The sequence below is a fragment of the Leyella stercorea genome (genome assembly GCF_019052365.1).
Lineage (GTDB): Bacteria > Bacteroidota > Bacteroidia > Bacteroidales > Bacteroidaceae > Prevotella.
Genome location: NZ_JAHQUY010000013.1, coordinates 25406 through 51780 on the forward strand (window position 1 = coordinate 25406; position 26375 = coordinate 51780).

The window sequence follows — 26375 nt, forward strand, 5'->3', positions numbered from 1 at the left end:
CTTTTCAATCATCATATACTAGCGCACGTATCAGTTCATAGACTATCCACGCTGCTATGATAAGTTGGAAGCCGAGATAGATGATGGCCACGGTCTGACCGAAAAGCCATTGGGTAAGCATGAAGTGTCCTGCCACAGCTACCATACCCACCAGCAATGTACACAGATGACTTGCTATCCTTTTCATTTCCTTTGCAGATTTTGTTGTTGACTCTCAGCCTCCATCCCTTGCTCGAAGTTCTGCGAAGCCTGCTGTGTCGCCACGATGCCTGTCACCATTCCCGCAATCTTCGTCCGTTTGCTTTCTTCCGACAGATTGGCATTGCCCAAAATGAGCGACAGGCGGTTCATCTCCGAGGAGGTCAGTTCACGGTCAATCTTCACCGTACCGCTCTCTGCATGAAGCACAGTCTTGCCGTTCTCACCCACAGTAATGGTGCATTGCCTCATGCCTGGAACAAGCGAGGTCAAATCTACGAGCCGGTTGGCTGCCATGGCAGAGATAAGTCCTTTTTGTCGTTCCTCATCATTGCTGTCAATCTGCGCTGCCAACATCATCAGCGACATGAAGGTGGTCATCGCCATGTCGAGTATAGGGTCATTCGTTCCCGAAATGCCCACGCCGCTGTCCTCCGAGGAAAGGATTTTCTTCATCCAGTTCTCCGACGAAACCTTCTGCTCCTGTGGCGCATTGCTCTTGTATTTTGCCAACAGGTCATTGCCGTTATGCAGGGCCTGTAGCTTGATGTTGCCTTTCTGTCCGATTTCTGCCAGATAAGCGGCTGGATCCATATCCCTTTTTGAGCCGTCAGCCGATACACTCTTCACTCCGAAATGCAGATGCTCGCCAGTGGTTCTGGTGCCGGTATTTCCCGACACCCCCAACTTCTGACTGGCATTAACCACGTCACCTACCTTTACTGCTATGTCAGACAGATGCAGGTAGGAGCATTGCACCTTGCTGCCATCCTCACGGCTGTATTCCACGGTGACGGATTTCCCTCCTGCCGTGTTCGCATTATGGTTCACCGCCACCACCTTGCCGCCGTTCTCCGTGGCCAACACCGCCTCATGGTTCGTCTTGATGTCAATGCCCTTGTGCATCTGCTGCTTGGTGGCATCCATCGGATCCTGGCGATTGCCGAAAGGCGAGGTGATGAAGAGAAACTCCTCTCGCTCCACAGGAAAGGAATACCCGGCAGACTGCGGTACATGGGCAGCAGGCATTTCTCTACGAGGATTATTCTCCACCCCGAACGACCGACCTTCTGCCCGCATCTCAGCCATCACCTCACTGTCATACTTGTCCAGTCCGTTGGCTTCAATGATGCGCTGCAGACTTGCAGCATAACCGCCGCCCGTGGCATAGCCGGCACGCTCAATGCCCTTCGTCCATCCCTTGTAGTCGTCAGGCGACAGCGTGAAGCACTGCGCATAACGCTTGTTCTGCTTCAGGAACTGCGAGTGATGCTCATAACTGTCACCCACGCTTTTGTACTTACAGAATTTCTCGTTGGGCCTATCATCCGTATAGACTCCATACTCTCCGCCATTCTTCAACCACGATGCCGTAGCCTTGATGCCAAAGTGGTTGTTGCATTCGCGCGACAGTTGGCTCTGTCCGTTGCTGCTCTCCAGTATGGCTTGCGCCAAGATGACGGAGGCAGGAATCCCATACATCCGCATCTGTTCTTTGGCTTCCTCCGCATATTGTGCGGCATACGCTGCGTTCTTTCCCATAAGCCTATCTCCTTAGACTGGTGTGTTGTTCTGTTTCTTGACTTTCCTGTGCCATCTGCTTTCCTGTCTCTTTTCCAGGTGACACCATCTCCGTAATTCCACGCTTCGATGATGTTGTCTGCTTCGGCATTTCCAACTGGTCACAGATGGCCACCCGTTCACCAGCACGAATGAGCTTCGGCAGATAGGTGTCGAGGGCATGATATGGGAATCCTGCCATTGCCAACGGCTTGCCTTCATCATCCTTGCGCCCATTGCTCTTTGTCAGCGTAATACCCAATATTTTGGATGCCTTCACCGCATCATCCTTGTAGGTCTCATAGAAGTCACCGCAGCGAAACAAAAGAATGGCATCAGGATGCTTCTTCTTCAAGTCAAGATATTGTTGGACAAGGGGAGAGACAGCAGCCTTGACAGCCTTTTCATCCTTCTTTTCTTCTTTCTTTTCCTCTTGTTTCTTCTCTTCCCTTTGTTCAGAGCTTTTATCTTCCTTAAGTACCACTTCCTTCTGTTCATCATGCTTATCGACAATTGCCGTCTCCGCTTGCTTCACCTCCGTCGCTTCTTCCTGCTTCTCTTGTGTACTTTGCTCGACATTGTTGTCTTTCTGCAATACATCAGCAAACAGCGAGGCGGCAAGGTTCTGCTTGTAGGAATCCCTGTCAGGAGCCACCCACAATCGTTGCCATTGTGACGGACTGACACTTCTCGGCTGCAACTTCTTGCCGTCAATAGTGGCTGCACACAGGCATTCGCCCGATTTGGCACGGAATACTGCCACACGCTGGATGCGGTTCAAATCAACCTCCTGCTCATTACCTCCGAAGATGTCCACCTTCAGGTCGGGTTTCGCCTCTGCCATAGCATAATACTTCTGTGCCAGTTCCTCACGCACACGCTCGATGTTGTCCATCGACTGCTTCAAGGTGGTGAAGAAATGATTGAGGTCTCCTTTGTCGGGATAGACGGCAAAGCCCTCCTTACCTTCGGGCTTGATGTACAATGCCCACCGCTCCTTGTCATCCTTTACCAACTGCACATTGTCGAAACCGATGTCACGGCTGTGGGTTACGGCCTCAGAAGCATCCAACGAGGATAGGTCTTCGATAGACCAGTTGCGCAGTCTTGATACCGTGATTTTCTTGTCGGCGAAATAACTGTCGTCGGGACGGAAGCCCAAGGCTCCGTCGGGATTGTAGAAACGCACGTTGTCATAACCCTCTTTCTGCAAGGCATTGGTGAAGCGTTGCTTGTTCATGCCCTTGATCTCGTTGTTCACCTCCAACGATGCACCCTGTGGCAGCACCACATCGGCGGTCTTGCTGGCATCATCACGCACGATGACCACAGTACGCTGCTCCTCGTTGGGATGCTGCTTGATTTCGTCTGCTACGAAGTAGTGGTTGGGCAACTGCACCTGTATCTGCGCCGTCTCTCGCTGATGCTGGTCGGTGGCATACTCCACCTTTTCACCCAGTTCGGCTTTCTTCAACACCTTCAGCGCACCGTTCACCTCACTCTCGATGGCATCAATCAGACAAGGGTCTTCCTTCAGTTCCCTCGTCCAATAGTCCACCATGCTAAGGCTGTCCTTTGACAGACGGGCAGGCAGTCCCAGTTCGAGCATCTTCACGCCCGAAGCTATCTCAGTGATGAGTCGTTCCTTCTTCACGGCATCCTCCGACGGGGCTTTGCCGTTCTTCATGACCATGCCCTCACGTGCCAACCGCTGCTGATGACCGGTGGCAGACACCAACTGACGCATCATCTCCTGTACATAGTCATTGTAGTGCTCGAAGTCACGCTGCCGTGGCAGGTAGATGACATCCTTCTCGGTGTCGTAGTGCGCCACACCCGTGCCGTCCTGACGTACATTCACGAGGTTGTCCTTCATCTTCTGAAGGAATCCGTTGACGCACCCATGCAGCTGCTTGTCCTCCTTGTCGCCATAACCTCTATCCTCCACCGTGCCATCCTTCTTCAATGCCGTAGTGTAGGCTGTTTCGTTAGCCATAGGCAGTAGCGTCTGGTCGATATTGAACAGCACACGGATCTCACGGTTTTTCACTCCCTTGTACTGCTGTTTGTCCTGTTCCGACAGTTCTGCGTATGCCTCCTTGGTGATGACATCGTCGGGATTGTTGCGGTTGACGTACTTATTCCAATTGTAATACAGGAACGGCACACCTTTCTCATGCTCCCTCACGCTCTCACCCCGTGCCTTCGCTTCGGAGAACTGCGTAAACAGATTGCTCTTGCAACCCTTGGCATCGGAGTCAAGGGCAAGGACAAGGGCATTGAACGGACTGACCGAAAAGCCCTTGGGATAGAGCTTCGGATAGAGTTTGCCGCTTGCATTCAACCAATGTCCCTTGGCATCCACCGCACTCGTCAGTGCCTCAGTGAGCAGCGACACCTGCTTCTCCGCCGTCCGCTTCTCAAATTCTGATTTCTCTTTCATGCTTTTATCTTTTTGTTTATCTCAATCACATTCTATAATTGGCTTACCAAGCCACCGTTCCCGACAATTTTGTTGTCGGGCTTCACTGTATTCCCCTCGGTCGCACCACGCTCTCCCGTGCCTGCTCTTCGTACTGCATTGCTGCCATCTGTCGCATCTGGTCGTTCTTGGCAAGTATGGCGTTAGCCAATGTATTCAGCGGCAATGCCCCCGACTGATGCGCCCCAATCACACTGTCAGGCAGTTGAATGGTACAAGGCACATGGTCAATGTTGGCAACGAGACACCGCCCTTGCAGCATCGGGTTGCTGATACGAGGATTGAGTGGTTCATCAGGATATTGGCGGTACTGAATGCGAGATGCAGCAGGACTAACTGTAGGTGCAATGCCTTCCTGCTGTTTCCTGCCCAGCACCTCATGTCCCGCTTTGTTGAGCAGATTGGCACCTCCCATACCCATCAACAGCATCTTCAGTATAGGATTCTTCACGAACATTCCAGCCACGATAGAGGCCAAAGGAAGGAGGCTATTGTCCATATTCAGCGATTTTGTCTTGCCAGTGAACAGTCCCACCAGTACATCGGGCAGCATCGCCAACACATAACCAAGGTTCTTGCCGATGTCTGAAAAGCCGTTCAGTCCAAAACTCTGCAACAGCCCGTCCCATCCATTTTCGTTTGTTTGTAAGGCTGTTTCCTCCTGCTGGACTACAGATGGTGTTGCCTCTTCAGTCGATGAATCAGGAGTTTCTTTCGGTTCTGCCTTCTTCTCCTTCTCAGCCTCTGCATCCAGTCTCGCCTTAACCTCCAGATACTCGTCTTCCTGTCCAGGCGCAACTATCAAGGGCACATCCTTGTACTTGCCTGTACGTTTGGTTGCTTCGTTTCTCTGAGGGTCAAGGAACGTACCTTTGTTCCAAGGAAAAGAGGTCTGCTCGGTTTGTTTCGTCCAATCCATAAAAGTGATATTGCTCGTGGGAATCTTGTTCTTGAAATGGCTGTTGGTAGCCTTGATATAGCTGTTCTCGTGGTTCTTGATGACTTTTGCCTGTTTGCGGAATGAGGCGAAGACGTTGGTGCCCGTACCGAAAACTCCCTTGCTGATACACTCCTCGACACAGACCTCTTGGCTGCTACCTTTCTTGCTTAGGTGCTCCATGCCGACATTCATCACCATATCGATACCGACAAACTTGGCGAAGGTTGCCCATGAGCCAATCCCTCCCATGGCCACGACATCGGCACCCGCTCCGGCTGCCCATCCCGCTGCCTTCTCTGTTCGAGAGGGCTTATAGGCTGCCTCTCCTTTGGCTTCTATCTCTGCGGCAAGGGGTGACTTGTTCAGTTCGTAGGGCAGACCGAACAGACTGCTTTGTGCCGCCTTGCGGATGATATAGTCGGCAGAAGATGTTGGCATACGGTCTTTCACCATTTTTTCTATCATCAGCTGCTCCATGCGGTGATCGATATAGGCGTATGCCAAATCACAACCGAGTTGTTTAGAGAGTGCATCGTACCGCTCTCGTCCTATCTCCGTCACCACCGCCTTGCGCCATTCCTCAGCCATCACGGCAAGGTCACGCTGCATATCCTTGTTGCCGACAATAGCCTCCTTGCACATCGCCAGATAGTCTTCGGTGGTCTTGCTGTTCCACTTGCCTGTAATCTTCAGCGTGGCGTATGGGTCATCACCAGGCATATTGGCAGTGGCCAATGAGCGTAGGATGCCAGCCGTACTGTTGGAGTAGGCTCGCATCTCGTCTGCCTGTCTGTTGGACAAGTCCCGTTGCACCCTGCCCATCACGGGGGCAAGGTGACACCCGAAGTAGTCGCCCATCAGACGCTCTATCTCTGCGAATCGCTGACTGTTCTTAACTGCCATATACCTTGTTTATATATTATACTGCTGTAATATCTGTTCCTTTGTCTGCTCGATGGCATTGTGATATATCTCCATCTGCTTAGGATAGTGTTCCTCCAACCATGCATCCTTGTCCACTTGGCAGTGGATGAACTGCACGGCCATACGTTCCTCAATCTCCACGGAGGGTTCCCCCTCTTCCTTACCATTGAACCATGCCTTTGTCCACCATCTCACGCCAGCCCGGTCGGGATAGACGCTCACTATCCTCGGAATGTCGAAGCTCTGGATATCCACGTCCAAGTCGGCAAGAGGGTCGATGATGCCGTCATGCGTCAGGGCTTGCTCTTGGAGTTTTTTTTTAACACCTCGTCCATCGTGGAGAGATATACCTGATGTCGCATGGCAAGATAGTTGAGAAAGTCGGCAATGAGCAGGTTCTGCACCTTAGTCGCCAAAGGCATACAGCGGTTGCCGATGCCCAAGGGATTAGCCATGCTCGGCATGGTCTCGTAGAAATAATGCTTGCTCGCTCCCAACGAGAAGATGTTTCTCAACGACTGCTCCGTATGTTCGGGCAGAGAGTATGCTCCTTGTTGAAGGTCCTCGAAGTAGGAGGGAAGGAAGCGGAGCATCAATGCCTCTATCTCCTGACGGTCGGTGTCGTAGGGTGAAGGGATGTTCATGTCCAGTTCATTGATGCCCATTTGGGAATTGTGCTCCAATGCCTTGATATTGCCGTAGAGCATGGTGAGGAACTCCAACGGATTGATTTCCTCTCCGTCAAACCTCACCTCCATGTGCAGCAGGTCGCCACTGATGGCGATGGTCTGACCGGCCTTGACGCTTTGGGAGAAGTTGGCGAAGACATTGGAGAGATGCCTGTAAGTCACTTCGTATTTGCCGTAGCGGATGGTCTGGTAGATGCCATGCTCCGCGTCCGACCCAATGGCAGAGACGGTTCCCGTTGCCACCGCCGACAGCAGGTAATGGTTCACTGAGAAGTCTATGCCGTGATGGAAGAATGTTTCTCCCGTCACGGGATTTTTCTGCTCTCCGTAACCCAAGGACATCTGCACGTCCTGCTTTATAGGCTCCTCAAACGGCATACAGTAGCCGCTCGATGAGCGCAGTATCATTTCTTCTGTATATCTCATATCACTGTATATTGGTTATCGTTTCATCCCTCTGCTTTGGGTCTCTGCTTCTTTCATGTTCTGCCCATGTGAAGACGTACCGCCTCTGTTAGGCAGAGTTTGCGCCACCTTAGAATTGTTCCCGATGATCATCGCTCCAAGCAGGGCACCCGCAATCTTGCTCATCCAACCAAAGCGTCCGAATACCATGAAGGCGGCAGCCACCAGTCCGACGATGCTCATACCCGACACGTTGCCCTTGCCGATATTGCCAAAGAGATTGCCTATCATGTCGCATCCTACGCCTCCGAACATATTCCTAAAGAAATCACTGATGCCGCTGAACTGGGTGTCCATCTTTCCGGCTACAGTGTTCACCGCATCAACGGCTTCACCAGCCTTGCCCGTCAGACGTTGCACATCGTTGGCGGTTTGTGCCACCGCTTCCGTGGCATTCTCGCCGATGACAGCATCACCTACGATGCGTGCCACGCTCTTGTCTGTGGTCAGCTTCTCCCATGTCACATAGCCTGCGGCACTACCCACTGCGGCCGTCTGCATAGCCTTGCCGGCTCCCATAAGGGTGCGTTGCGGGTGGAGTGCCGCACTGCCTAAGGTCTTTCCAGTTACTCCGATGACATGGCCAGTACCTCGTGCCGCCTTGCCACCATATTTCAATAATGAACTCCAAAATCCCATATCTTATCGTTTTTTAATCACGGTTTGACTTCGTCTTCTTCTGTCACGACTCGGCATAGCTCGAACAAGTTCGGCTCTGCTCTCGCTGCTCCATCAGTTTACGTTCTTGCCCACCTGCTTCCACCGCCTCTTGGCAGCCGCTGCTATCTCGGCTTTGTTCGCTTTGGTGGGTCTTGCCCCTTCGTCTATCTCCATCCAAACATCGCCCATGGTGGTGTATTTCACCGCCCTCGTCAGTCGCTTCAACTGCTTGTTCATCTTCTTCAGTTTGGGTCGGATGCCGAAGACTATCTCCACACGCTCCTTCTCGGTCATCTTGTTGCCCGACAGGCATACCGTGCGTATGTCATTAACTATCTCGATGCTGTTCATAATCAGCTCGCGGTATATCTTGTTGCGCTTGGCTGACAGGGCTACGGCAAGTCCGTTGGCAGGATGGGCATCCAACTGCGCCACCAATCCACCCATATTGTCCACCAACTGACCTATCTCGTGATAGAAACCATATATCTGTGCGGCATAGCTGACGATGGAACGGAAGGAGTCCAGATAGTTGTTGAACTCCCGCTGCAGGTCGGTAGTGGCTTCCACTTCCTCCTTGGTCCAGATATGGCCGGTGGATTGTAGCAGCATCACTTTCTCCTGATTCTTCAGTTCTTTCTCCGCCTTGTTGGTGTACATCAGAATCATCCCCGCAAGAGTCGGGTCGTTCTGCGCCCGCACTCCTGCAAAAGATGATATAAACATAAAAATGGCAATTGATATGAAATACTTCATGACTGATTCCTTTATCGTTAATCACTGATGGTCATACGTCCTGCTCTGCGCCATCTGCTAAGGGCTTGGGTGGCTATCTCTCCATTGCTTCGGTCTATCATCCCTGCCGTCACGCCGTTCCACACATCGGTCATGGTGTAATATCGTATAGACAGATAAAGACGATGCAGCTTCTTGCTGAAGGCACTCAGCTTGTCGTTCAGTGCCCACAGCGTCTTGCTCCTTTCCGCACCAGTCAGCATGTTCTCTTTGCCTCCTTTGGCGACTGCATCTTTCAGCAGTGTGAAGACGGACACCAATTCCGTGGCGGTCTCCATATACAGGTTGTTCATCGAGAGGGTGGCAACGATGCCTTGCGGATTATTGTTGATGGCCTTGCGCATCTTACACAAGGTGATGAATATCTTCACTCCATCGTCGTACAGATAGGTACAGGCTTTGAGGGAAGAGGCATAACCACTGGCGGTTTTCAGATAACTGTTGTACTTCTTCTCCCATTCGTGTATCTTGGTGAACTCTGCGGCGATGGTATTCTGCAACAGGGCAGTCTTGGTCTGACCTTTGATTTCCTTCTCTATCTCACCGTTGATGGCTTCGTTGCCCTCTGCTAATGCCATCCATTCCAAAGGGTTGGCAGTCACAATCTGTGCATGGGCTGACGGCACGCTCAGTACCAATGCCACGACAATGAACCAAATCTTATCTATTCGTAATCTCATATACGCCCTTTCTTCGTTTGTTCGTTTCTACTCTTGTTCGTATCACACTCACCACGTCATAGCTGTTGCTGATGCCGGTCATTTCCAGTTTCGGTGTCGTTCTATCCATCGACAACACGGTCACGCTTTTCAGTCCGCATAACTGTTGTATCAATGTCTGATGCTCGGCAAAGTCCACCACTCGGTACAACTCCATGTAGTTCACGCTCCGCTGAAACACTCCGTGCTCACAGATGAGTTGCTCGCTCCCGATATGGTAGCGGATACTCCTCAGATAGATGAATCGGTAGAGTAAACAGAGGGAGAACAGGAGGCTGAAGACAAGCAACAGGGTACTATATGCACAACCGGGCAATCCTCCGATTAGGAGCATTGCCACGCACAACAGCAACAGAGGCAGTTCGTTGATGAAAAACTGTCCGATGCTGGGGCACAAGGTGATGATGCTATTATCTTCTTGTCTCATACGCTTCTATGATATGTGTTCTTTTCTTCTTTTTCCCTTTGTTTCTCTGCCTTGCCGGCTGCGATAAACTCGGCATAGTCGAAGGTATCTGGTTCGCCCTTGGCAATCAGTTCTGCTGATTTCTTGTTGAGCAGCGCATCGTTCCAGTCCTTGTAGCAACCCAATGGATGATAGGCTTGCACATGCTCGTGACGGAAGCCCATCTCTGCTGCCACCTTCCTGAAGTTTGCAACAAACTGCCGCCCTGCATCGTCCTTGTCAAAACCCAAATAGTGCCGTGCGTTGGGAGTAACGGACAGAAGTCCTCGCATCTGTCCCTCGGTGGGTGTGCCGCCCGTAGATACATACACCATCTTTACAGGATTTATCTGATACTCTGCCATGGCATCGTAGGCACTCTCAAACCATACAATTTCGCTTGCTTTATCCAACGGCTCGCCCGTGAGGTTGGCAATCCACAGTCCTTCACTGCTGTTGCTTCCTTCTGCCTTGCCCTTGTAACCGCCGCTACCGTCCATCTTCGGTCGTCCTCGTTCCTCAAAGCCCACAGTCTTGTCGGGTGTCTTGGGCAGTACAAGCGGAAAGGCAAGGTTGGCAAAGGTAAGTCCATCCGTCCGATGCTTAGTAGCCAGACAGAAATGCCGATGAAAAGCATACTGCGTATAGAGGTCGATGCCTCGGAACTTAAAATAGGGATAAAACCTTTTCTGCGTTTCCCTGTCCTGCGGATTGAACTTGTGGATGTCGTAGTCATTCAGGTTGAATGGCTTTCCGTCCTTTCTTGGTTCTGTAATCTTCGATGGTCTGTCCTCTATGGGTTGGTTGAGCAGTCGGTTGCAGACGAGGTTGACGAGTCGGTCAGGAGACATTCCCACCTTGTTCTCTGAAAACATTTCTGGATGCTCCTTGATGAACGAAATGACATTATACACCTTCTGCTGCGGTGGTTGGAAGCAACATTTCCCATTCTGCGTGACAATGAACTTATCACCACGCACCCGTCTGCCCTCACTGTCAGTACGCACATACGACGGATAACGCAAGCCATCTCTCTTGTTCAGATGATACCCTGCGTCCACCAGTACTTCCTGTATGCTCAACCTGTCCAGAAAGTCATCGTATGTCAGTTCACTACTCATTATAAATTATAAATTGTAAATTATACATTGTTAATATCCTCTCCTTATCTCCGTGGCAACATGATTTGCTTCTGCCTCAAAGTACCTTGCCGCAATCTCCTGTGGCGAATCCACTCCCGGTTTGAAGTAAGGACGTGGACCGCCATGATGCTCTGCATAGAACTCCGGGGCTGGATGGTGATGATGGTGGCTTATGTCATGCGCCACCTCTGCTGTAACGACTGCTCCTGCCGTCAGAGCCGCCAATATCTTCGTGCCCAGTCCGGCGTTGGTTTCGGGGCGTGTCTTCATATCCACTTCACTGAAAACCTTGGAGAAGAGTTTCATGCGATGGTAGTCATCCACCGCCAAGAACTTGTCGTAGTCCTTCTGCTTGATTTCGTGCGTGATGGCTTCTCCATTGATAATGGCGGTCATGCGATACTTATCTTCGCCTTTCTTATCTCCCTCCATCGGAGGCACTTTCTCCACCATGATGTCACCGACTTTCACTTCACGCCCATGCGCTCCCTCACGATACCAACCCTTGTTCTCATTAATCAAGGCAAGGTCTTCACCTCTCACCATGGCATCGCCTTGCAACACGTCACGTCTGACAGTCTCGTCCTCTTCCAACGGAAGCAACCGTTCCTCGTCTTGTTGCTGACGCTGCTGCAACTCCTGTTCAAGTTCGGGATGCAGATGCAGGTCGATGCGCTCCTTGCTATTCAGTGTGTCCATCAGGATTTTGTCAGCAAAGTCGTCCTTGATGATGCCATTCAGCAGTTCCAAGCGTTGAACGACGGGCACTTCCTTGATGGAGTTGGAGGTGAGTTTCTTCAGTTCCTCATCTGTCAGGTCATACACCATGTCGGCATTGACGCTGTTCGACTGAATGGTCAGCGTCTTCGCATTCTCATCAATGATGATGCCATGCGATGCCAGACACTCCTGCCACTTCTCATTGGTGAAATAGACAGGCGAGGTAATCAGTTCCTTATAAGGCTTGGCTGGCTCCGTGCTTCTCGTGCGGCTGATGGAAGGCATTATGATTCCCTCCAAATCTTTCAGCACATCCTGTTGCTGAGGGCTATAACTCTGTTGCTGTCCCTTATAATAGAACCCATAACCGCCGCTCTGCAATTCGCCAGGCTTCATTCTGCCGTCCCAACGTTCAGGCACAATCGGGGCTTCGGGGAAGAACAATCGTCCTCCAACTCTGCGAAGATGGAATCCCTCCTGACTGCGTGGTGTCCAACCTAAAAAGGGTGGTGGCATATCGATGCGCCCCATCCGTCCATACTCGCCGATACCAACACGATAGCCGTGCAGCCCCATAGCTACACGACCGTTGGCATTGCGTGCATGAACGAAGTTCTTGGGCATATAGAAGTCGTTGCCCACAATGCCCGTAAAGGTATTGTAGGCTAACTTGTTGGCATGATTCGTACCCCAGTCGGTCAGAGCCAACATCTGCTTCTCGGTGATGTTATAGGTAAGCAGCGGACTGTCATGCCCTTGCACCACAAGCTGATAGCCGCTGCCATTACTCACCACATGAGCCTGCATACCATTGCGCATGAGCAAGTCACGCATCTCTGGTTGCAGGTCCATCTGTTGGGGATTCGTATTCTTTCTTATCGCCATACTTATTCTTCACTCTTCATTCTTCACTCTTCATTTATCATGCTTCACCGTTCTCTATTGCCTTCTCCAGTTCCTCATCTTTGTGATGGACAAACTGCTCCGCACTCTCTTCACAAATGCAGAGTCCGTTGTTCAGACAATAGCTCTCATATTCTTCCTGCCATTCAGCAGAATGATGGTTGACATACTCCAACCAACCGTACTCGCCGCTCTGTATCTTCTCGACGAGCACATCCTCTGGATAATATTTATTTGATGCCATATACTTATTATATTATGTGTAGATTATTTGTGCATGGAAAAAGAGGCGCGGTTGCGCTCTCCATTCTTCTTCTGCTCATTCCAAAGTTCTTCCGTGTATTCCTCTTCAGGCACATAGTCAAGATTACCGTCATCGCCCATTACCCAACAGCCATAGCACCCGAAGGTGTATTTGTCCCACTCTCGCTTGGTGTTCTCCTTCCACTTCTGACTGTCGCCTTGATTAATCCTTATGCCGGTCTTATCGTTCAGGTCAATACCCACCGTCACCTGTTCGTCCTCCATGATGAGCGTGAGCGGCTCACCCTTCTGCATCACGGTCAGTTCTGCCGAACTCAGTTTCAGTTCATCCTTCAGCACCTCCAAGTTGCGCCCGATGACAGGCGTAGGTACCGACATCACCTGATTGGTCTCCGTGTCAATCTGCACGAAAGCCTTGCTGCTCCTGCCATCAGCATCCTTAACATCGGCAAGGATAGCCTTTCCAGCCAGCAAGTCCTCCTGCTGTTCCTGAGTAAAAGCCTCCAATGGTGATTTCTCCAACTGCGGATAGAAGACCACATCCACCTTGCCGTCCTCCATACGGACCAACGCAAATCGGGTGCGGCTCTTCAATGTCTCGCCCTCATCATTATTCACCTGAATGGGCAGCAACGGTGAACGTCGTCCCTGACCAATATCTTCCAACGCCCACATGGGCAGGTCTTCAATCTTCTCTTGTGTGAGACCAAAACGAGCCAGTGTCTGATAAGGCACCTCGCTCTCTTCAAATCGTACTTGCTTCATACTTTAACTTTGAATTTGAAATTAAACTCATGCAAAGTTATATACCTATTCAGAGACAAGCAGAATTGCATAAGATAATGCGTGTTATTTTTGACGATTATTATTATTTGAGTTTGATTTCTGCTCAAAAATCAAACTCGATTGCTATATTATGTTACAATCTTCTTGTCTTCCCTTTGTTCTTTATGCCAGTCAAAGAATTGCTTGTTACTTTTGCACCATGAAACGATTTCTACTCATCACAATAGCAGCAATATTCTGTTCATCAGCAACAGTATGCGCTCAGTTCAATACCGTCACACAGACTAAGGTACACCGCAAGGCTGTGCCAAAAACGACGCAGTCCGCAACATCCGAACAACTGCCTCCGTGCTCGCCGCATCAGCGGCGAGACTCTCTTGCCTTTGCCCCATTACAAACCCAAACGGAGCAGACCGACCGCCACACGGCACTTGTCAGTCCACTCCGTCATATCTCTGTCACCAGCCCTTTCGGCTACCGCAGAGACCCATTTACAAAAAGAAAAGCCCTACACAACGGGCTTGATTTGAAGGCAAATTACGAACCCACATACGCCATGATGCACGGCGAGGTCATCAAGGTAGGCAAGGACAAACGTTCAGGCCTCTATGTCACCCTCCGTCACGGCGACTTCACCGTCAGCTATTGCCACCTCTCCCAAACTCTCGTCACCAAAGGCACCCACGTCCGTCCCGGCATCATCATCGCGCTGACAGGCAACAGTGGTCGCAGTACTGGTCCCCACCTGCACCTCACACTCAAAGACACAAAAAAAGGACGAGCCATCGACCCGTCCATTCTTCTCAATCTTATCAAGCATCCACTCTAATAGAACGCCTTGTCTTTTGTCGTTCACATCACCCCTTCCGCATTGCAATAATGTCTTAAATATCTAATCCTCAACAATTTCTATTCTTGAAAAACAAGTGTTTTATTCACGAATATAATATGATTTCGTGAAAGATGTCATAAGATGATACTAATATCTATGCTATTTGTCAATAAAGAACCCGTTTCTATGCAGATATTCTGAAACGGTTAGTGTTCCAATCCCTATCTGCTCACACAACAAAGGAAGTTTCTTGAACAACTTACCGTCATTCTGCTGCCTTGTTTCCTCCGTCATTACTTGCATCTCTTCCAGATGGATAGCGTCCGAGTGTCGTACATTCAGTGCATAAATGATAATCTTAGCATCACCTGTTTTAAGGTATTCTTCCTTTTGCTCTATGTATTCTTCTTCAGTCAGTTCCTGCTTCTTCAGTCTTACACAGAAATTGTTGTCTATCATGTTGCTGAATCTCTCTGGGGCACATGGAAATAGATCCTTTGTCGGAATGACCAATTTCTTGTCTTTGAGGAAAGGCATCTTTTCAACTGCAATTCCTTTGGAGGTGCGTTTTGATTCATCCAGAATCACATCAAGTAGCATCAAATCCTTGCGGGAGAACGCCTCTTCCAGGAATGAGTACAACTGTCCGTCCTTATCCAAGGGAAGATAATTCTTGGCAATCATCACCAATGAGCATGTATCAACAACTATCGCCATAACTCCCTCTCAAAATTTGCTGGTTTGACATTGAGTCTCGAACAGAAAGTGGTCTCGTTGACCACTCCATTGAAATAGGCATATTGCATGGTTTTCAAGAATAGCGGAGAAATGATGGGCTTTGGTGTTCGCCCGCCTCTCTTCTCAGAGTTTTTCAACTTTTCCTGTTCCTCTCTTCTTCTGTATTCCTCTGCCAATTCACTCTTGACATTGCTGTAGCTCGAATAGCTGATTTTCCTGTCGATATACATCCTTGTATATAAGGCAAGACGGCTAATGTGCGTCCGTGCACTGATAGCCTTGAAGAGGTCAATGCAGTAGTCGTTACGGGAATCTACACATGCTATGTTAGCAAGTGTTTCTGCTTCTTGTCCCATAATGAACTGATATGCAAAATCATTGCACCATCTTTCGACATCACTGTATGAAGTCTGTGCCGAGATGTCCATCATGTCCACCGACTCCACTTCTTCAATCCCCAATAGACAATGCCCCAATTCATGCGCCAGAGTGAATATTTCTCGCTTGTAATGCTTATGATGCTTAAGCACTATCACATTGGGCTTAAGGTAAAAACCGTCAATGTTGGTTTTCTCTTTCTTGTTCCATGTCTCTATGTATTCAAAGACAAAAATGCCATGATCGGCGATTTTTTCTATCATCTTCACAAGAAACTGCCTATGATTGACAGTTTCCCCGGGATAAAAAAAATCTCTTGCACGTACGGCTACTGTCTTAGGGTCATCTTGTAGGGTGTAGTGTTCTATGTCAAACTTCACATCCAGTTGCGACAGTTTGTTGTATGCATCCAAAGCGTTTTTCAGACTCTCGAATCGGTTTACAGTACGGATCGACTCCAAGTTCAGCTCTGTTCCGAATGAGGTCTTGCGGAAGAAGATACTGCTGCTTGCATTGGTTGACAACTTAGAATAGTCTTGAAAGAAACTGACTTCTTTGTCGAATATCTCACCTATACGCTTCAACACCCCCAAATCAATAGAATCTCCACTGATGTCTGCGGCTCCTGTTATCCGTTTCCTGCCTTTGTTCAGAAGAGACAACAAGTCATCCACCGACATCTTGTATAATGCCAGCAGGTATTCTAAACGTTTCTTGTTAATCTCTACTTTCATATCAGCCTCGATTGAACTATTGTTGTTTTGATGCAAATGCTTAGGCACAATTTTGCGTTGCAAAATTACACATTTTCACTTAAATGGGCGAATTTTCATGCTGAATATCACTGGAATTTATGTTTATTTTGCTAAATCGCTACATTTTGCCACCAAAAAGACACAAAAATAGGACGAATCATCGACCCGTCCTTTTGTTTTTAGCCTTTTTCGTTCTAACCACAGCCTGCAATGTTATTCATCAACTGGTTCATCACTCGCATGTCTCATTTCGTAAACTGTCCATAAGGCTAACACACATTCAATGGCTATCACGGTAATGGCCGCAGTCATGCCCCACCAGTGGGCAATAAGCATAAAGATGCCAGCCTCAATGCACAACGCAAAGAGGATGGTAACAATAAGTGATAATATTCTATTCATTCTACGGTAACTGATTTAGCAAGGTTTCTTGGCTGGTCAACATTCCTATCCTTGTTGATGGCGATGTAATAGGCCAGCAACTGCAATGGGACGGAAACAACGAGAGGTGTAAGGCATTCGGGTACGTCGGGCACTTCAAGGCAATGGTCGGCGATGTCCTTCATTGCGTCATTGCCCTTGGTAATGATGGCGACAACCGTACCGCCACGCGCCTTCACCTGCCTTACATTACTGATTATCTTGTCATACAGCGAGTCCGTTGGAGCAATGACCACCGTGGGCATCTCGCTATCTACAAGTGCAATCGGTCCATGCTTCATTTCCGCAGCAGGATAACCCTCCGCATGGATATAGGATATTTCTTTCAGCTTCAACGCACCTTCAAGGGCGGTGGGGTAGTTGTACCCACGACCGAGATAAAGGAAGTTGCGGGCATAGGTGTATATCTTCGACAAGTTCTTGATTTTGTCAGCAAGTCCCAACACATCTTTTATATATAGGGGCATGTTCTTCAACTCCCGGACAATCCTCTCTACGGTTGCATCATCCACAGTACCACGCATCTGTCCCACGCAGAGGGCAAGCAGCATCAGCACCGTTACCTGTCCTGTAAAAGCCTTGGTAGAAGCCACACCTATCTCAGGTCCTACATGGATGTATGTCCCGGAATCCGTATTTCTTGGGATAGAGGCACCCACGACGTTGCAGATGCCATACACAAAAGCCCCCTTGCTCCGTGCCAACTGTATGGCGGCAACGGTTCCGAGCGGTCATACTTCCTTTGTAACTCCATACACTTCTCAAAGGAGAAGTCGGATGCCTCAAAAAGAGGCTGGATAAGGTGGGCGCATTCGTTCAGCAGTCCCTTGACGATGTGGATGTTCATCTCGTGGCAGTTTCGGCAAATTGCACTGTTGCAGTTGATATACCGATGACTGTTGATGAAGTCATCCACATAGCGGTCATACCGCTTGCCATTCAAAATCACATCCTGAAGATAGAGTTCTCTCGCTTCTAAGAGTAACTCAAACAATTCTTCTGCTACATCCTGTTCGGTAGCGAAGTGGGTCAGGTGTTGCTTCTCTTCAAAAAAAGAGAAGACTTTTTAATTTGTTTTTGCATACTAAATTACTTATTTATAAGTTTATGACGACTGAAATATAAAAATTACACAACATGGTTCAGTATTAGGTTATAATTCTTGTAAAGTTACATTCCTCCTCCCAACGCATGGTAAAGTTTAATTATACTTTGTATGCGTTCAAAACGAGTTTGTAACTGTTGCACTTCCGCTTCGAGAAGAGACTGTTTGGCGGTCAGCACTTCCAGATAGGTGGTATTGGAATGACGCATCAGCGATTCTGTCTTTCGCACAGCGTCGCATAATGTTTCAACCTGCCGAGCATTGATTTCAATTTGCGATTTTGCCGTCTGCCATGCGGTCAGAGCATCGTTCACTTCCTTTCCTGCGTTCAGTAATGATTGCCGGAACAACAGTTTGGCTTCTTCCTGACGGCTTTTGGCTATCTTCAAGTTGGCGATGTTTACGCCCCGGTTGAATAACGGCTGTGTCAGGGAACCGATGGCATTAAGTAACCATTGTCCGGGATTTACGATTACGCCACCGCCGTTATTAGTCCATCCAAGAATTCCCGAGAGGGTAATATTGGGATAGAAGGCGGCACGGGCCGCATTGGTGGCGTAGAATGCTTGCGCCAGTTCCATTTCAGCCTGACGCACGTCGGGACGGTTGGAAAGCAGTTGCAAAGGGACTCCGATCGAGACAGTATCGGGGAAAGCAGCCTCGGCCAGATCACTTCGTCCAATCGAGTGTGACGGCATGGCAAGTATCGCAGACAGGGCGTTTTCTGTTTCGGAAATACTCTTGCGTATGGATAACAGGGATGCTTCGAGTCGCATCACGTTCGCCTTTGCCTGCAATACGCCAGCCTCGTTTGATTTCCCCACTTTTTTCAACGCTTCAAGAGTGCGTACGGTAGTCCGCCAGTTCTCCAAAGTCCGGTTACTTATTGTCATTTGTGCGTCAAGCATGGCAAGGGTGTAGTAACTGTCTGCAATAGTGGCGACAAGCTGTGTCTGTACGGCCTGCCGGTAGGCACGGCTTCCTTGTAATGCGGCGGCTGCGCCACGCTTTGCCGCCGTAAGTTTGCCGAAGATGTCCAGTTCCCAGCTTGCCGACGCTCCCACATTATATGTCTTTGCCGTTGCTCCGTCATGTTTATTGGCATTACCTTCGGCAGTCAGTCCCAGTGATGGAAGATATGATAGTCTGGCAGTCATCAGGACGGCTTCTGCCGCTTCCACGCGTAACCGTGCCACATTGAGGTCTGCGTTCCGTTCAAGTCCGGTTTCAATCAAGGACTGGAGTTTCGGGTCGGTAAACATTTCCCGCCACGACAGGGACGCGATGGTCATTGTATCAATGTCCGCCGGCATGTCCCGATACAGATTCTCCGTTGAGAGGTCAGGGCGATGATACCGGCTGTATGTGCCACAGCCGGCAAGCATCCATCCCGACAATATGATATATATTACTGTCTTCTTCATTTAATTATGCTTAACACGTTCTTGGATATATTGGAATACAATAAACAATGACGGCACAAGGAACAACAGAGCCAAAGTACCTACAATCATTCCACCGATTACACCTGTGGCAAGCGAACGGCTGCCGTTGGCACCCACTCCGTGCGCCATCATCAGCGGGACAAGACCGAACACCATGGACAACACAGTCATCAATATGGGGCGCAGGCGGACTTTTGCCGCACTGTATGCCGCCTGTGCCAGCGTCATGCCTTCCGACCGCCGTTTACCGGCGTATTCGGTAAGCAGGATCGCTGTCTTGGCAAGCAGGCCTATAATCATGATAAGTCCGGTCTGCATGTAGATGTTGTTCTCCAGACCGAAGAGCCACGCAAACAGGAAACTGCCCATCAGTCCGCAAGGCACCGACAACAGAACCGCGAAGGGTATGAACACGCTCTCATACAAGGCGCACAGAATCAGATAGACCAGAACCATGCAGAGCAGGAATATAAGCGTGGCATTGTTGGTCGTCTTGCTTTCCTCACGCGAAATGCCGCCAAACTCGTATGTGTAATTTGACGGAAGCACTTCACGTGCCGTCTCGCCGATGGCTTCGAGCACCTGCCCCGAACTGTAGCCCTGAGCCGGAGACCCGCTAATCGAGATGGCGTTGAACAGGTTGAAACGGGTGAGGTCTGACGGGCCGTTGGTCTTGGTCAGGCGCACGAACCGGCTCAAAGGCGACATGCCGCCATCGGTGGCACGCACATACATGTGGTGCAGGGATTCCGCATTCACACGATATTCCGCCGGAGCCTGCATGGTCACATGGTAGAGCTTGGAGAACCGGTTGAAGTCGGAAACATATTGTCCGGTATAATAGCCCGACAATGTGGAAAGCACATCTGCGGGCGACACACCCGACTGTTCGCATTTGGCGGCATCGATATCCACCCAGTATTGCGGATAATCCGTGGCAAAGGAGGAATAGACTTCGCCGATTTCGGGTCGCTGCGACAAGGCTTCGACAAACTTGTCTGCCTCTTCCTTGAAGGCGGCGATGTTTCCGCCCGCCTTGTCCTGCAAATAAAGCTCGAAACCGTTTCCCATGCCGTACCCGGCAATCATCGGAGGCGACATGGCGAACACCGTGGCATCGGGAATATCCGAAGTGGCGGCATAAATCTTTCCGATGACATCATTGACCGACTGCCCCTCTCCCTTACGCTGCTCCCAGTCTTTGAGTGTCACGAAATACATCGCCTGCGAGGGACCGGAACCGCTGAAAGAGAAACCGGCGACCGCACCGCTGTATTCAATCTCGCCGATGCTGTCGAGACGGCTGTTGATACGCTCCATCACCTTACTTGTCTGAGCCATGGATGTGCCGGGCTTCGTGTTCATGCTCACCATGACCGTCCCGGTGTCCTCTTCGGGAATAAGTCCCGTCTTTGTGACATTGACCAGCAGCACCAGCAACCCGAAAGAAATGCCTATGATGCTCCACAACAGCCATCGGCGATGGATAATGAACATCACTCCACGTACATAGCGTCGGCTCAGACGGTCGAAGACGGCATTGAACGCTTTACGGAAACGGGCTGCAAAATTGTTCTTGGTGTTGCCCTGCTCATCGATATAGGGTTTCAGCAGCAGCGCGCAAAGTGCCGGTGAGAGTGTGAAGGCATTGACTGCCGAGATTCCCACGGCAACAGCCATCGTGATACCGAACTGCGTGTAGAACGCTCCCGAAGTCCCGCCCATCATGGCAACGGGGAAAAACACTGCCATAAAGATGATGGTAGAGGTCAGGATAGCCGACGAAACGCCTTTCATGGCATCATCAGCCGCGAGAACCGCAGACTGATAGCCCTCGTCGAACTTCGCCTGCACCGCTTCCACCACCACAATGGCATCATCGACCACAGTTCCGATGGCAAGCACAAGCGCGAACAGGGTGAGCAGGTTGACGGAGAAGCCGATCATGGACATCACGGCGAACGTACCGATAATGGAGACGAAAATGGATATCGTAGGAATAAGCGTGGACTTAATATCTTGCAAAAATACATATACCACCACGATAACCAGAAGTATCGCTTCAATAAGTGTCCGGATAACAGAATTGATGGAAGCATACAGGAACTTGTTGGTATCGGTAAGCACCACGAATTCCGTCCCTTCGGGCAAGTCCCGGCTGAGGTCGTCAAGCACTTCGTGAATCTCCTTGATGGTGCTTGAAGCATTGGACCCGGCTTTCTGGTTGATGAGCATCATGGCTGCCGGATGCCCGTTCACTTCGGAGGAATAGTTGTAGTATTCATCGCCCAGTTCCACATCGGCAACCTCCTTCAGCCGAAGCACATTGCCGCCCGGCAGTGACTTGATGACCAACTCACCGAACTCTTCCGCGCCGGACAAGCGTCCGCGGTATTTCATCGTGTATTCATTGGCGGTAGGATGATTGGCACCGAAGGAGCCGGTGGCGGCCTCGATGTTCTGTCGTGCGAGTACGGTGGATATGTCATCGGGGATAAGCCCGTATTGCGCCATCTTGTCGGGACGCAGCCAAAGTCGCATGCTGTAGTTGGAACCGAACATCTTTGCCTTTCCCACGCCGCTGATACGTTTCAGCCTCGGCTCGACATTGATTTTCACGTAATTGTTCAGGAAGGTCTGGTCGAAGCGGTCATCGGGCGAATAGAGCGCGAAAGTCATCAGTTCGGCATTCTGCTGCTTTTCAGTGGTGACACCGGTCTTGGTGGCTTCCGCCGGAAGCTGGCTCAGCGCGCCGTTCACGCGGTTCTGCACGTTTACCGCCGCCATGTCCGCGTTGGTTCCCTGCTTGAAATAGATGTCGATGGAAGCATCGCCCGTATTCGATGCCGTGGAAGTCATATAGGTCATGTCTTCCACGCCGTTGATGGCTTCTTCCAGAGGGGTTATCACTGCCTTCTGCACAGTTTCAGCGTTTGCTCCAGGATAAGTTGCGGATACGTTGATGGTCGGAGGTGCGATGTCGGGGTATTGTTCCACCGGCAAGGAAAACATGGAAATCATGCCCAACAGTACAATCACCACCGAGATAACGCCCGAAAACACCGGGCGGTCTATAAAAAATCGCAGGTTCATTTCGTTTCGTTTTTAGGGGTTATGCTCATGCCTTCTCTCACCAGTCCCACGCCTTCGGCGACAATGGTGTCACCGACCGAAAGACCTTCTTTTACGATAAACCGGTTGCCGTCGTTCAGGCGGTCCACCGTGAGATAGGCGGCTTCCGCCTGTCCGTTTTTCAGACGGTAAGCGATAATCTTGTCCTGCAGTTCCACGGTGGCGGTCATGGGAATGGTTACGGCCTCCGTTTTCGGGTTTTGAAGGATGACATTGCCGATGCTGCCACTCAACAGTTCGCGGTCGGGATTGGGGAACAGGGCTTTGATTTGTACCGTTCCGGTAACAGGATCCACCACGCCGCTTACGGTTTCAATACGTCCTTTCGCCTTGTACAGGCTGCCGTCGTTGAGTTGCAGGCCCACTTCCGGCATCCCGGCTATCATGCTGTCAATCGAGCCATAGCGAGCCAAATATCGCCGTAGCATATTCTCCGAAATGGAGAAATAGGCATACATCTCCGCATTGTCGGACACGACCGTGAAAGGCTGTGCCATATTGGGACCGACAAGCGCACCGATGCGATAGGGCAATGTGCCTACTACTCCGTTGCTCGGGCTTTTGATTTCCGTATAGGAGAGATTGTTGCGTGCATCCGATTCTTGTGCCTTTGCCTGTTCGAGTTCAGCACACGCCACTGCCAGTTGGTTCCGGGCGAGAGAAAGCTCGTAGTCGGATATGACCTTCTCGTCAAACAATGCCTGCTTGCCCCGCAGCTCGATTCTTGCCGTTTCCACTTTTGCCTGTGCCGCGCTGACATTGGCCTGCGCCGTGCGTAATGCCGCCCGATAGGGCACTTGGTCAATTACAGCCAATACTTGACCGGTCTTCACCCGTTCACCCTCTTTCACTTTCAGACGGATAATGCGCCCGGATATTTGCGGCAGGATGTCCACATCCTGCCGTCCGCGTATGGCGGCGGAATAGGACTCGGAGATTTCCACCGGACTTGCCGCGACCTTTATGACCCGATAACTCTGCACCGCATCCTGCTTGCCGTCCGCCTGCCTGCATCCGGTCGGCAGGAACAGCATGAGAGCAAATGCGGCGAAATTCGTGATAATGAATTGCTTGTTCATATTTTCTTCTTGTTTTGTATTAATTCATAATAGGTTTGGTGTGTCACCACTGACGGATGGTATTCCACTCTTTTTCGAGAATGGCATAAACACAGGTATCTTCATATTTTGGGGAGCCGTCAGGATTGTTTACGAATGTCACAAACTCTTTGAAACATCCTTCGCGGCGCATACCAAGACGTTCGCATAAGCGTTTGGAGCGGATATTGTCATCTTCCACAAATCCATAGATACGCCGTGCGCCCGCCTCTCGGAAAAGATAATCCAACAATCCGGCTGCCGCTTCACAAGCGAATCCTTTGCCTTCAAAACGTTTGTTGAAATGCCACCCCACATTATAAGTGTCTTCATTCTCACGCAAAGCGAACAATGCTCGATATCTTTATCGTTCCATTCCAGTATTGTTTCACCCAATAGAGAAAATTTTATCATTTGAATATTGATATTGTTTATTTCTTTTCGGAGCTCGTCTATTTTTTTATTGCCAAGTTCTAATGCTTCTATCTCCTGCCATTCATAGAGGCTATTATATGCCATACATCCGATAAGAATGGAGATAAGTATATATCCCAACTGTATTGCCTTATAGAAATTTCCTGACCGCTCCATTATTTTGATGACATTGATTTTTGGAACATGAATAAAAGTTTATCTTTTTCGTTCATGCGGATATTATCAGAATAACCGCCTTTTGTTATTTGATACCCGCATGGCTTAACCATAAAAATGCCTAAGCCCTTAGTGTATGAACTTACTTCTGATGCATAGTCTTTACTTGTATTTAATGGAACTTTCCCTTTAATATGACACCACTCATTATTGCAACTGATGTCTTCAATCTCAGACATCATTTTTTGCAAATCTGTAATAGCTTTGGAACTTGCCGCTTGGGGTATCTGCAACTCAAAATAGAGCATCGGTTCGAGAATGTCCACACCTGACTGTTGCAAGGCCAGCCTGAAGACATAAGGGGTCAGCTGTCTGAAATCAGCAGGTGTACTTACCGGGCTATAATACTCGGCTTGAGTAAAAGTTACTTTCAGATCAGTCACTTCCCATCCATGTAACCCGGATTGGCAAGACATACGAATCCCTTCAAAAACGGCATTTTGAAAAGAATGGTTCAGATAACCATAGGAGATGTCACTTTCGATTTGCAACCCTGTCCCTAACGGTAAGGGTTCAAGAGTCAGCCCTATTGTGGCCCAATAAGGGTTGGGCGGCACTTCGATCTGAATAATCTTATTGACCTTTTTTACAGGTCGTTCTTTGTATATAGTCTTGATCTCATCAAAATGGACCTTTACGGAAAATCGTTCTTCCAGCAATGTCTGTATGATTTCCTTTTGGGTTAAACCATATAACGAGATTTCCAATTCATCACTATATGAGTTTATGGAAAAGGACAAAGACGGGTCTTCAATCCACAATGTATTCAGAGCGGATATCACCTTGCTTCTCTCTTCGGGCCTGTCTGGCCGGACGGAGGATTTGAGAGCGGGATGCTGATGCGATAATCCTTGAATCAAACAAGGTTTAGCACCTAAATAATCTCCGATTCGAAAATCTTCTATATCTTCTACAATCGCGATATCATTGGCACCCACTTCATCAACATTTATCTCTCTGCCCTGATAAATAGTCTTTAGATTTTTAATCTTGATGAATTTTTCCGAATCGTTGATTCTTACAACGTCTCGAAGTCTCAGACTTCCGTCAATTATTTTAAGAAAACTTCTTTTATGCCCTTTGGGGTCATGCTCTATCTTATAGAGATAAGCTGAAAGTCTGTTTGAGACTGATGCCGGAGGAAGTATAAAAGAAGTGATGGCGTCCAACAACTCATTGATACCGATATTGAACATTGCTGATCCATGTAGCACCGGATAGACTTTGGCTTTTGCCACAAGAGCGATTATCGTATTCCAATAATCAGCCGGTGAAATTTCGCTATCCGCCAAATATCGTTCTAATATATCGTCGTCATGGTTGCATACAAATTCTTTGTATTCTTCCTTTATATATGTTTGGGAGCAAACCGGATAAACCGATCCATCGACAACAGTTTGCATAAACAGGACATCTTGCGACAGATTTGTTTTTATATCCATATACAAACGCTCCAAATTCACACCGGCACGGTCAATCTTATTGATAAATATAATTGTCGGGATTTGCAGCTTTTGTAAAGTACTGAACAGCAACTTTGTCTGCGCTTGTATGCCTTCCTTTGCGGATAAGATGAGGACTGCTCCATCAAGCATTTTGAATGTCCGCTCCACTTCCGCAATAAAATCCATGTGTCCCGGAGTGTCAATGATATTGCATTTCACTCCATTCCAGATAATAGATGTCGTAGAAGCCCGAACAGTAATTCCTCTACGTTTCTCTATATCCATAGAGTCTGTTATGGTGTCACCATTATCCACACGGCCGCACTTTTCCGTTGCTCCACTGGCAAACAGCAGATTCTCGGTTACGGAAGTTTTTCCTGCATCAATGTGAGCAAGAATTCCTAAATTTATAATATTCATTTGGATTAAGCAATAATATACTACAATAGATGCATTGTCGAAACGCACCTTTTAATACCTCCTCGTAGCATGTGAGAACTACAGGATTACTAACTCGTATTAATATGTATATTATTACTGCCGCATAACGATTACAAAATTACACAAAAAAAATATATCTAACAAAAGTGGGAGGATTTTTTAACTTTTTGTAACTATTCAGCGAAAGGGCATGGCGGGGTATCAAGCCTCAAATAAGGCTTGA

Annotated in this window: 22 protein-coding genes and 4 pseudogenes; 1 reads left to right on the forward strand and 25 read right to left on the reverse strand. The window is 49.2% G+C overall.

The features are described from left to right. Positions 1-4 precede the first annotated feature (4 nt). The 14 genes from KTQ90_RS04100 to KTQ90_RS04165 all read right to left on the reverse strand — a co-directional run bounded on the left by KTQ90_RS04100 (position 5) and on the right by KTQ90_RS04165 (position 13671). Positions 5-187, reverse strand: coding sequence for a hypothetical protein (locus tag KTQ90_RS04100; protein ID WP_005816263.1), 183 nt, complete (start codon positions 185-187; stop codon positions 5-7). Beyond that, on the reverse strand, positions 184-1740 hold the full coding sequence (locus KTQ90_RS04105) for a glucosaminidase domain-containing protein (RefSeq protein WP_217317295.1): 1557 nt from the start codon (positions 1738-1740) through the stop codon (positions 184-186). The genes KTQ90_RS04100 and KTQ90_RS04105 overlap by 4 nt, the downstream gene beginning before the upstream one ends. A 4-nt stretch (positions 1741-1744) precedes the next feature. Further along, positions 1745-4201: a MutS N-terminal domain-containing protein gene (locus KTQ90_RS04110; protein WP_005816257.1), complete on the reverse strand. Its 2457-nt coding sequence runs from the start codon at positions 4199-4201 to the stop codon at positions 1745-1747. 82 nt (positions 4202-4283) lie between these two features. Then, positions 4284-6083: a hypothetical protein gene (locus KTQ90_RS04115; protein WP_005816255.1), complete on the reverse strand. Its 1800-nt coding sequence runs from the start codon at positions 6081-6083 to the stop codon at positions 4284-4286. A 9-nt stretch (positions 6084-6092) separates the two neighbouring features. Continuing rightward, positions 6093-6365 (reverse strand): hypothetical protein, encoded by a 273-nt coding sequence (locus KTQ90_RS04120; protein ID WP_007897422.1) that lies wholly within the window; start codon positions 6363-6365, stop codon positions 6093-6095. 32 nt (positions 6366-6397) lie between these two features. Next, positions 6398-7219: a M23 family metallopeptidase gene (locus KTQ90_RS04125; protein ID WP_005816253.1), complete on the reverse strand. Its 822-nt coding sequence runs from the start codon at positions 7217-7219 to the stop codon at positions 6398-6400. 15 nt (positions 7220-7234) lie between these two features. Then, on the reverse strand, positions 7235-7897 hold the full coding sequence (locus tag KTQ90_RS04130; RefSeq protein ID WP_005816251.1) for a hypothetical protein: 663 nt from the start codon (positions 7895-7897) through the stop codon (positions 7235-7237). Positions 7898-7990: 93 nt separating this feature from the next. Continuing rightward, the gene (locus tag KTQ90_RS04135) at positions 7991-8674 is read right to left on the reverse strand and encodes a hypothetical protein (RefSeq protein WP_005816248.1); all 684 of its coding nucleotides are present in this window, start codon (positions 8672-8674) and stop codon (positions 7991-7993) included. Positions 8675-8691: 17 nt separating this feature from the next. Continuing rightward, a complete protein-coding gene (locus tag KTQ90_RS04140; RefSeq protein WP_005816246.1) occupies positions 8692-9393 on the reverse strand; it encodes a hypothetical protein in 702 nt (233 codons plus the stop codon). Then, on the reverse strand, positions 9374-9859 hold the full coding sequence (locus tag KTQ90_RS04145) for a PH domain-containing protein (RefSeq protein ID WP_005816244.1): 486 nt from the start codon (positions 9857-9859) through the stop codon (positions 9374-9376). Before KTQ90_RS04145 ends, KTQ90_RS04140 begins: the two co-directional genes overlap by 20 nt. Beyond that, the gene (locus KTQ90_RS04150) at positions 9856-10998 is read right to left on the reverse strand and encodes a toprim domain-containing protein (protein ID WP_005816242.1); all 1143 of its coding nucleotides are present in this window, start codon (positions 10996-10998) and stop codon (positions 9856-9858) included. The genes KTQ90_RS04145 and KTQ90_RS04150 overlap by 4 nt, the downstream gene beginning before the upstream one ends. Before the next feature lie 30 nt (positions 10999-11028). Further along, complete coding sequence (locus KTQ90_RS04155; RefSeq protein WP_005816239.1) at positions 11029-12624, reverse strand: hypothetical protein; 1596 nt, start codon at positions 12622-12624, stop codon at positions 11029-11031. A gap of 37 nt (positions 12625-12661) precedes the next feature. Continuing rightward, positions 12662-12886, reverse strand: a complete 225-nt coding sequence (locus KTQ90_RS04160; RefSeq protein WP_005816237.1) for a hypothetical protein — start codon at positions 12884-12886, stop codon at positions 12662-12664. Positions 12887-12909: 23 nt separating this feature from the next. Then, positions 12910-13671 (reverse strand): DUF4099 domain-containing protein, encoded by a 762-nt coding sequence (locus KTQ90_RS04165; RefSeq protein WP_005816235.1) that lies wholly within the window; start codon positions 13669-13671, stop codon positions 12910-12912. A 220-nt stretch (positions 13672-13891) separates the two neighbouring features. Between KTQ90_RS04165 and KTQ90_RS04170 the strand changes: the two genes are divergently transcribed. After that, positions 13892-14521, forward strand: a complete 630-nt coding sequence (locus KTQ90_RS04170) for a M23 family metallopeptidase (RefSeq protein WP_007837448.1) — start codon at positions 13892-13894, stop codon at positions 14519-14521. 162 nt (positions 14522-14683) lie between these two features. Here KTQ90_RS04170 and KTQ90_RS04175 read toward each other — a convergent pair whose 3' ends face one another. The 11 genes and pseudogenes from KTQ90_RS04175 to tet(Q) form a co-directional block, all read right to left on the reverse strand. Next, the gene (locus tag KTQ90_RS04175; RefSeq protein ID WP_005816230.1) at positions 14684-15241 is read right to left on the reverse strand and encodes a DUF4411 family protein; all 558 of its coding nucleotides are present in this window, start codon (positions 15239-15241) and stop codon (positions 14684-14686) included. Continuing rightward, complete coding sequence (locus KTQ90_RS04180; protein WP_007897423.1) at positions 15232-16374, reverse strand: ImmA/IrrE family metallo-endopeptidase; 1143 nt, start codon at positions 16372-16374, stop codon at positions 15232-15234. Before KTQ90_RS04180 ends, KTQ90_RS04175 begins: the two co-directional genes overlap by 10 nt. A 234-nt stretch (positions 16375-16608) precedes the next feature. After that, on the reverse strand, positions 16609-16797 hold the full coding sequence (locus KTQ90_RS04185) for a hypothetical protein (protein WP_005816226.1): 189 nt from the start codon (positions 16795-16797) through the stop codon (positions 16609-16611). Continuing rightward, positions 16794-17558: pseudogene (locus KTQ90_RS04190) on the reverse strand (SIS domain-containing protein); the annotation flags it as partial. The gene KTQ90_RS04185 and the pseudogene KTQ90_RS04190, both read right to left, overlap by 4 nt. Then, a pseudogene (locus KTQ90_RS13660) lies at positions 17555-17869 on the reverse strand (hypothetical protein); the annotation flags it as partial. The pseudogenes KTQ90_RS13660 and KTQ90_RS04190, both read right to left, overlap by 4 nt. A gap of 137 nt (positions 17870-18006) precedes the next feature. Then, the gene (locus tag KTQ90_RS04195) at positions 18007-19365 is read right to left on the reverse strand and encodes an efflux transporter outer membrane subunit (RefSeq protein WP_005816221.1); all 1359 of its coding nucleotides are present in this window, start codon (positions 19363-19365) and stop codon (positions 18007-18009) included. Continuing rightward, a complete protein-coding gene (locus KTQ90_RS04200; RefSeq protein ID WP_217317296.1) occupies positions 19366-22479 on the reverse strand; it encodes an efflux RND transporter permease subunit in 3114 nt (1037 codons plus the stop codon). Next, entirely contained in the window at positions 22476-23597 is a 1122-nt protein-coding gene (locus KTQ90_RS04205; protein ID WP_005816213.1) for an efflux RND transporter periplasmic adaptor subunit, read from the reverse strand. Before KTQ90_RS04205 ends, KTQ90_RS04200 begins: the two co-directional genes overlap by 4 nt. Before the next feature lie 43 nt (positions 23598-23640). Beyond that, positions 23641-23967: pseudogene (locus KTQ90_RS13665) on the reverse strand (GNAT family N-acetyltransferase); the annotation flags it as partial. Continuing rightward, positions 23967-24206 (reverse strand): annotated as a pseudogene (locus KTQ90_RS13670) (hypothetical protein); the annotation flags it as partial. The pseudogenes KTQ90_RS13670 and KTQ90_RS13665, both read right to left, overlap by 1 nt. After that, on the reverse strand, positions 24206-26131 hold the full coding sequence (gene tet(Q), locus KTQ90_RS04215) for a tetracycline resistance ribosomal protection protein Tet(Q) (protein ID WP_217317297.1): 1926 nt from the start codon (positions 26129-26131) through the stop codon (positions 24206-24208). The pseudogene KTQ90_RS13670 and the gene tet(Q), both read right to left, overlap by 1 nt. Between the last annotated feature and the right edge of the window lie 244 nt (positions 26132-26375).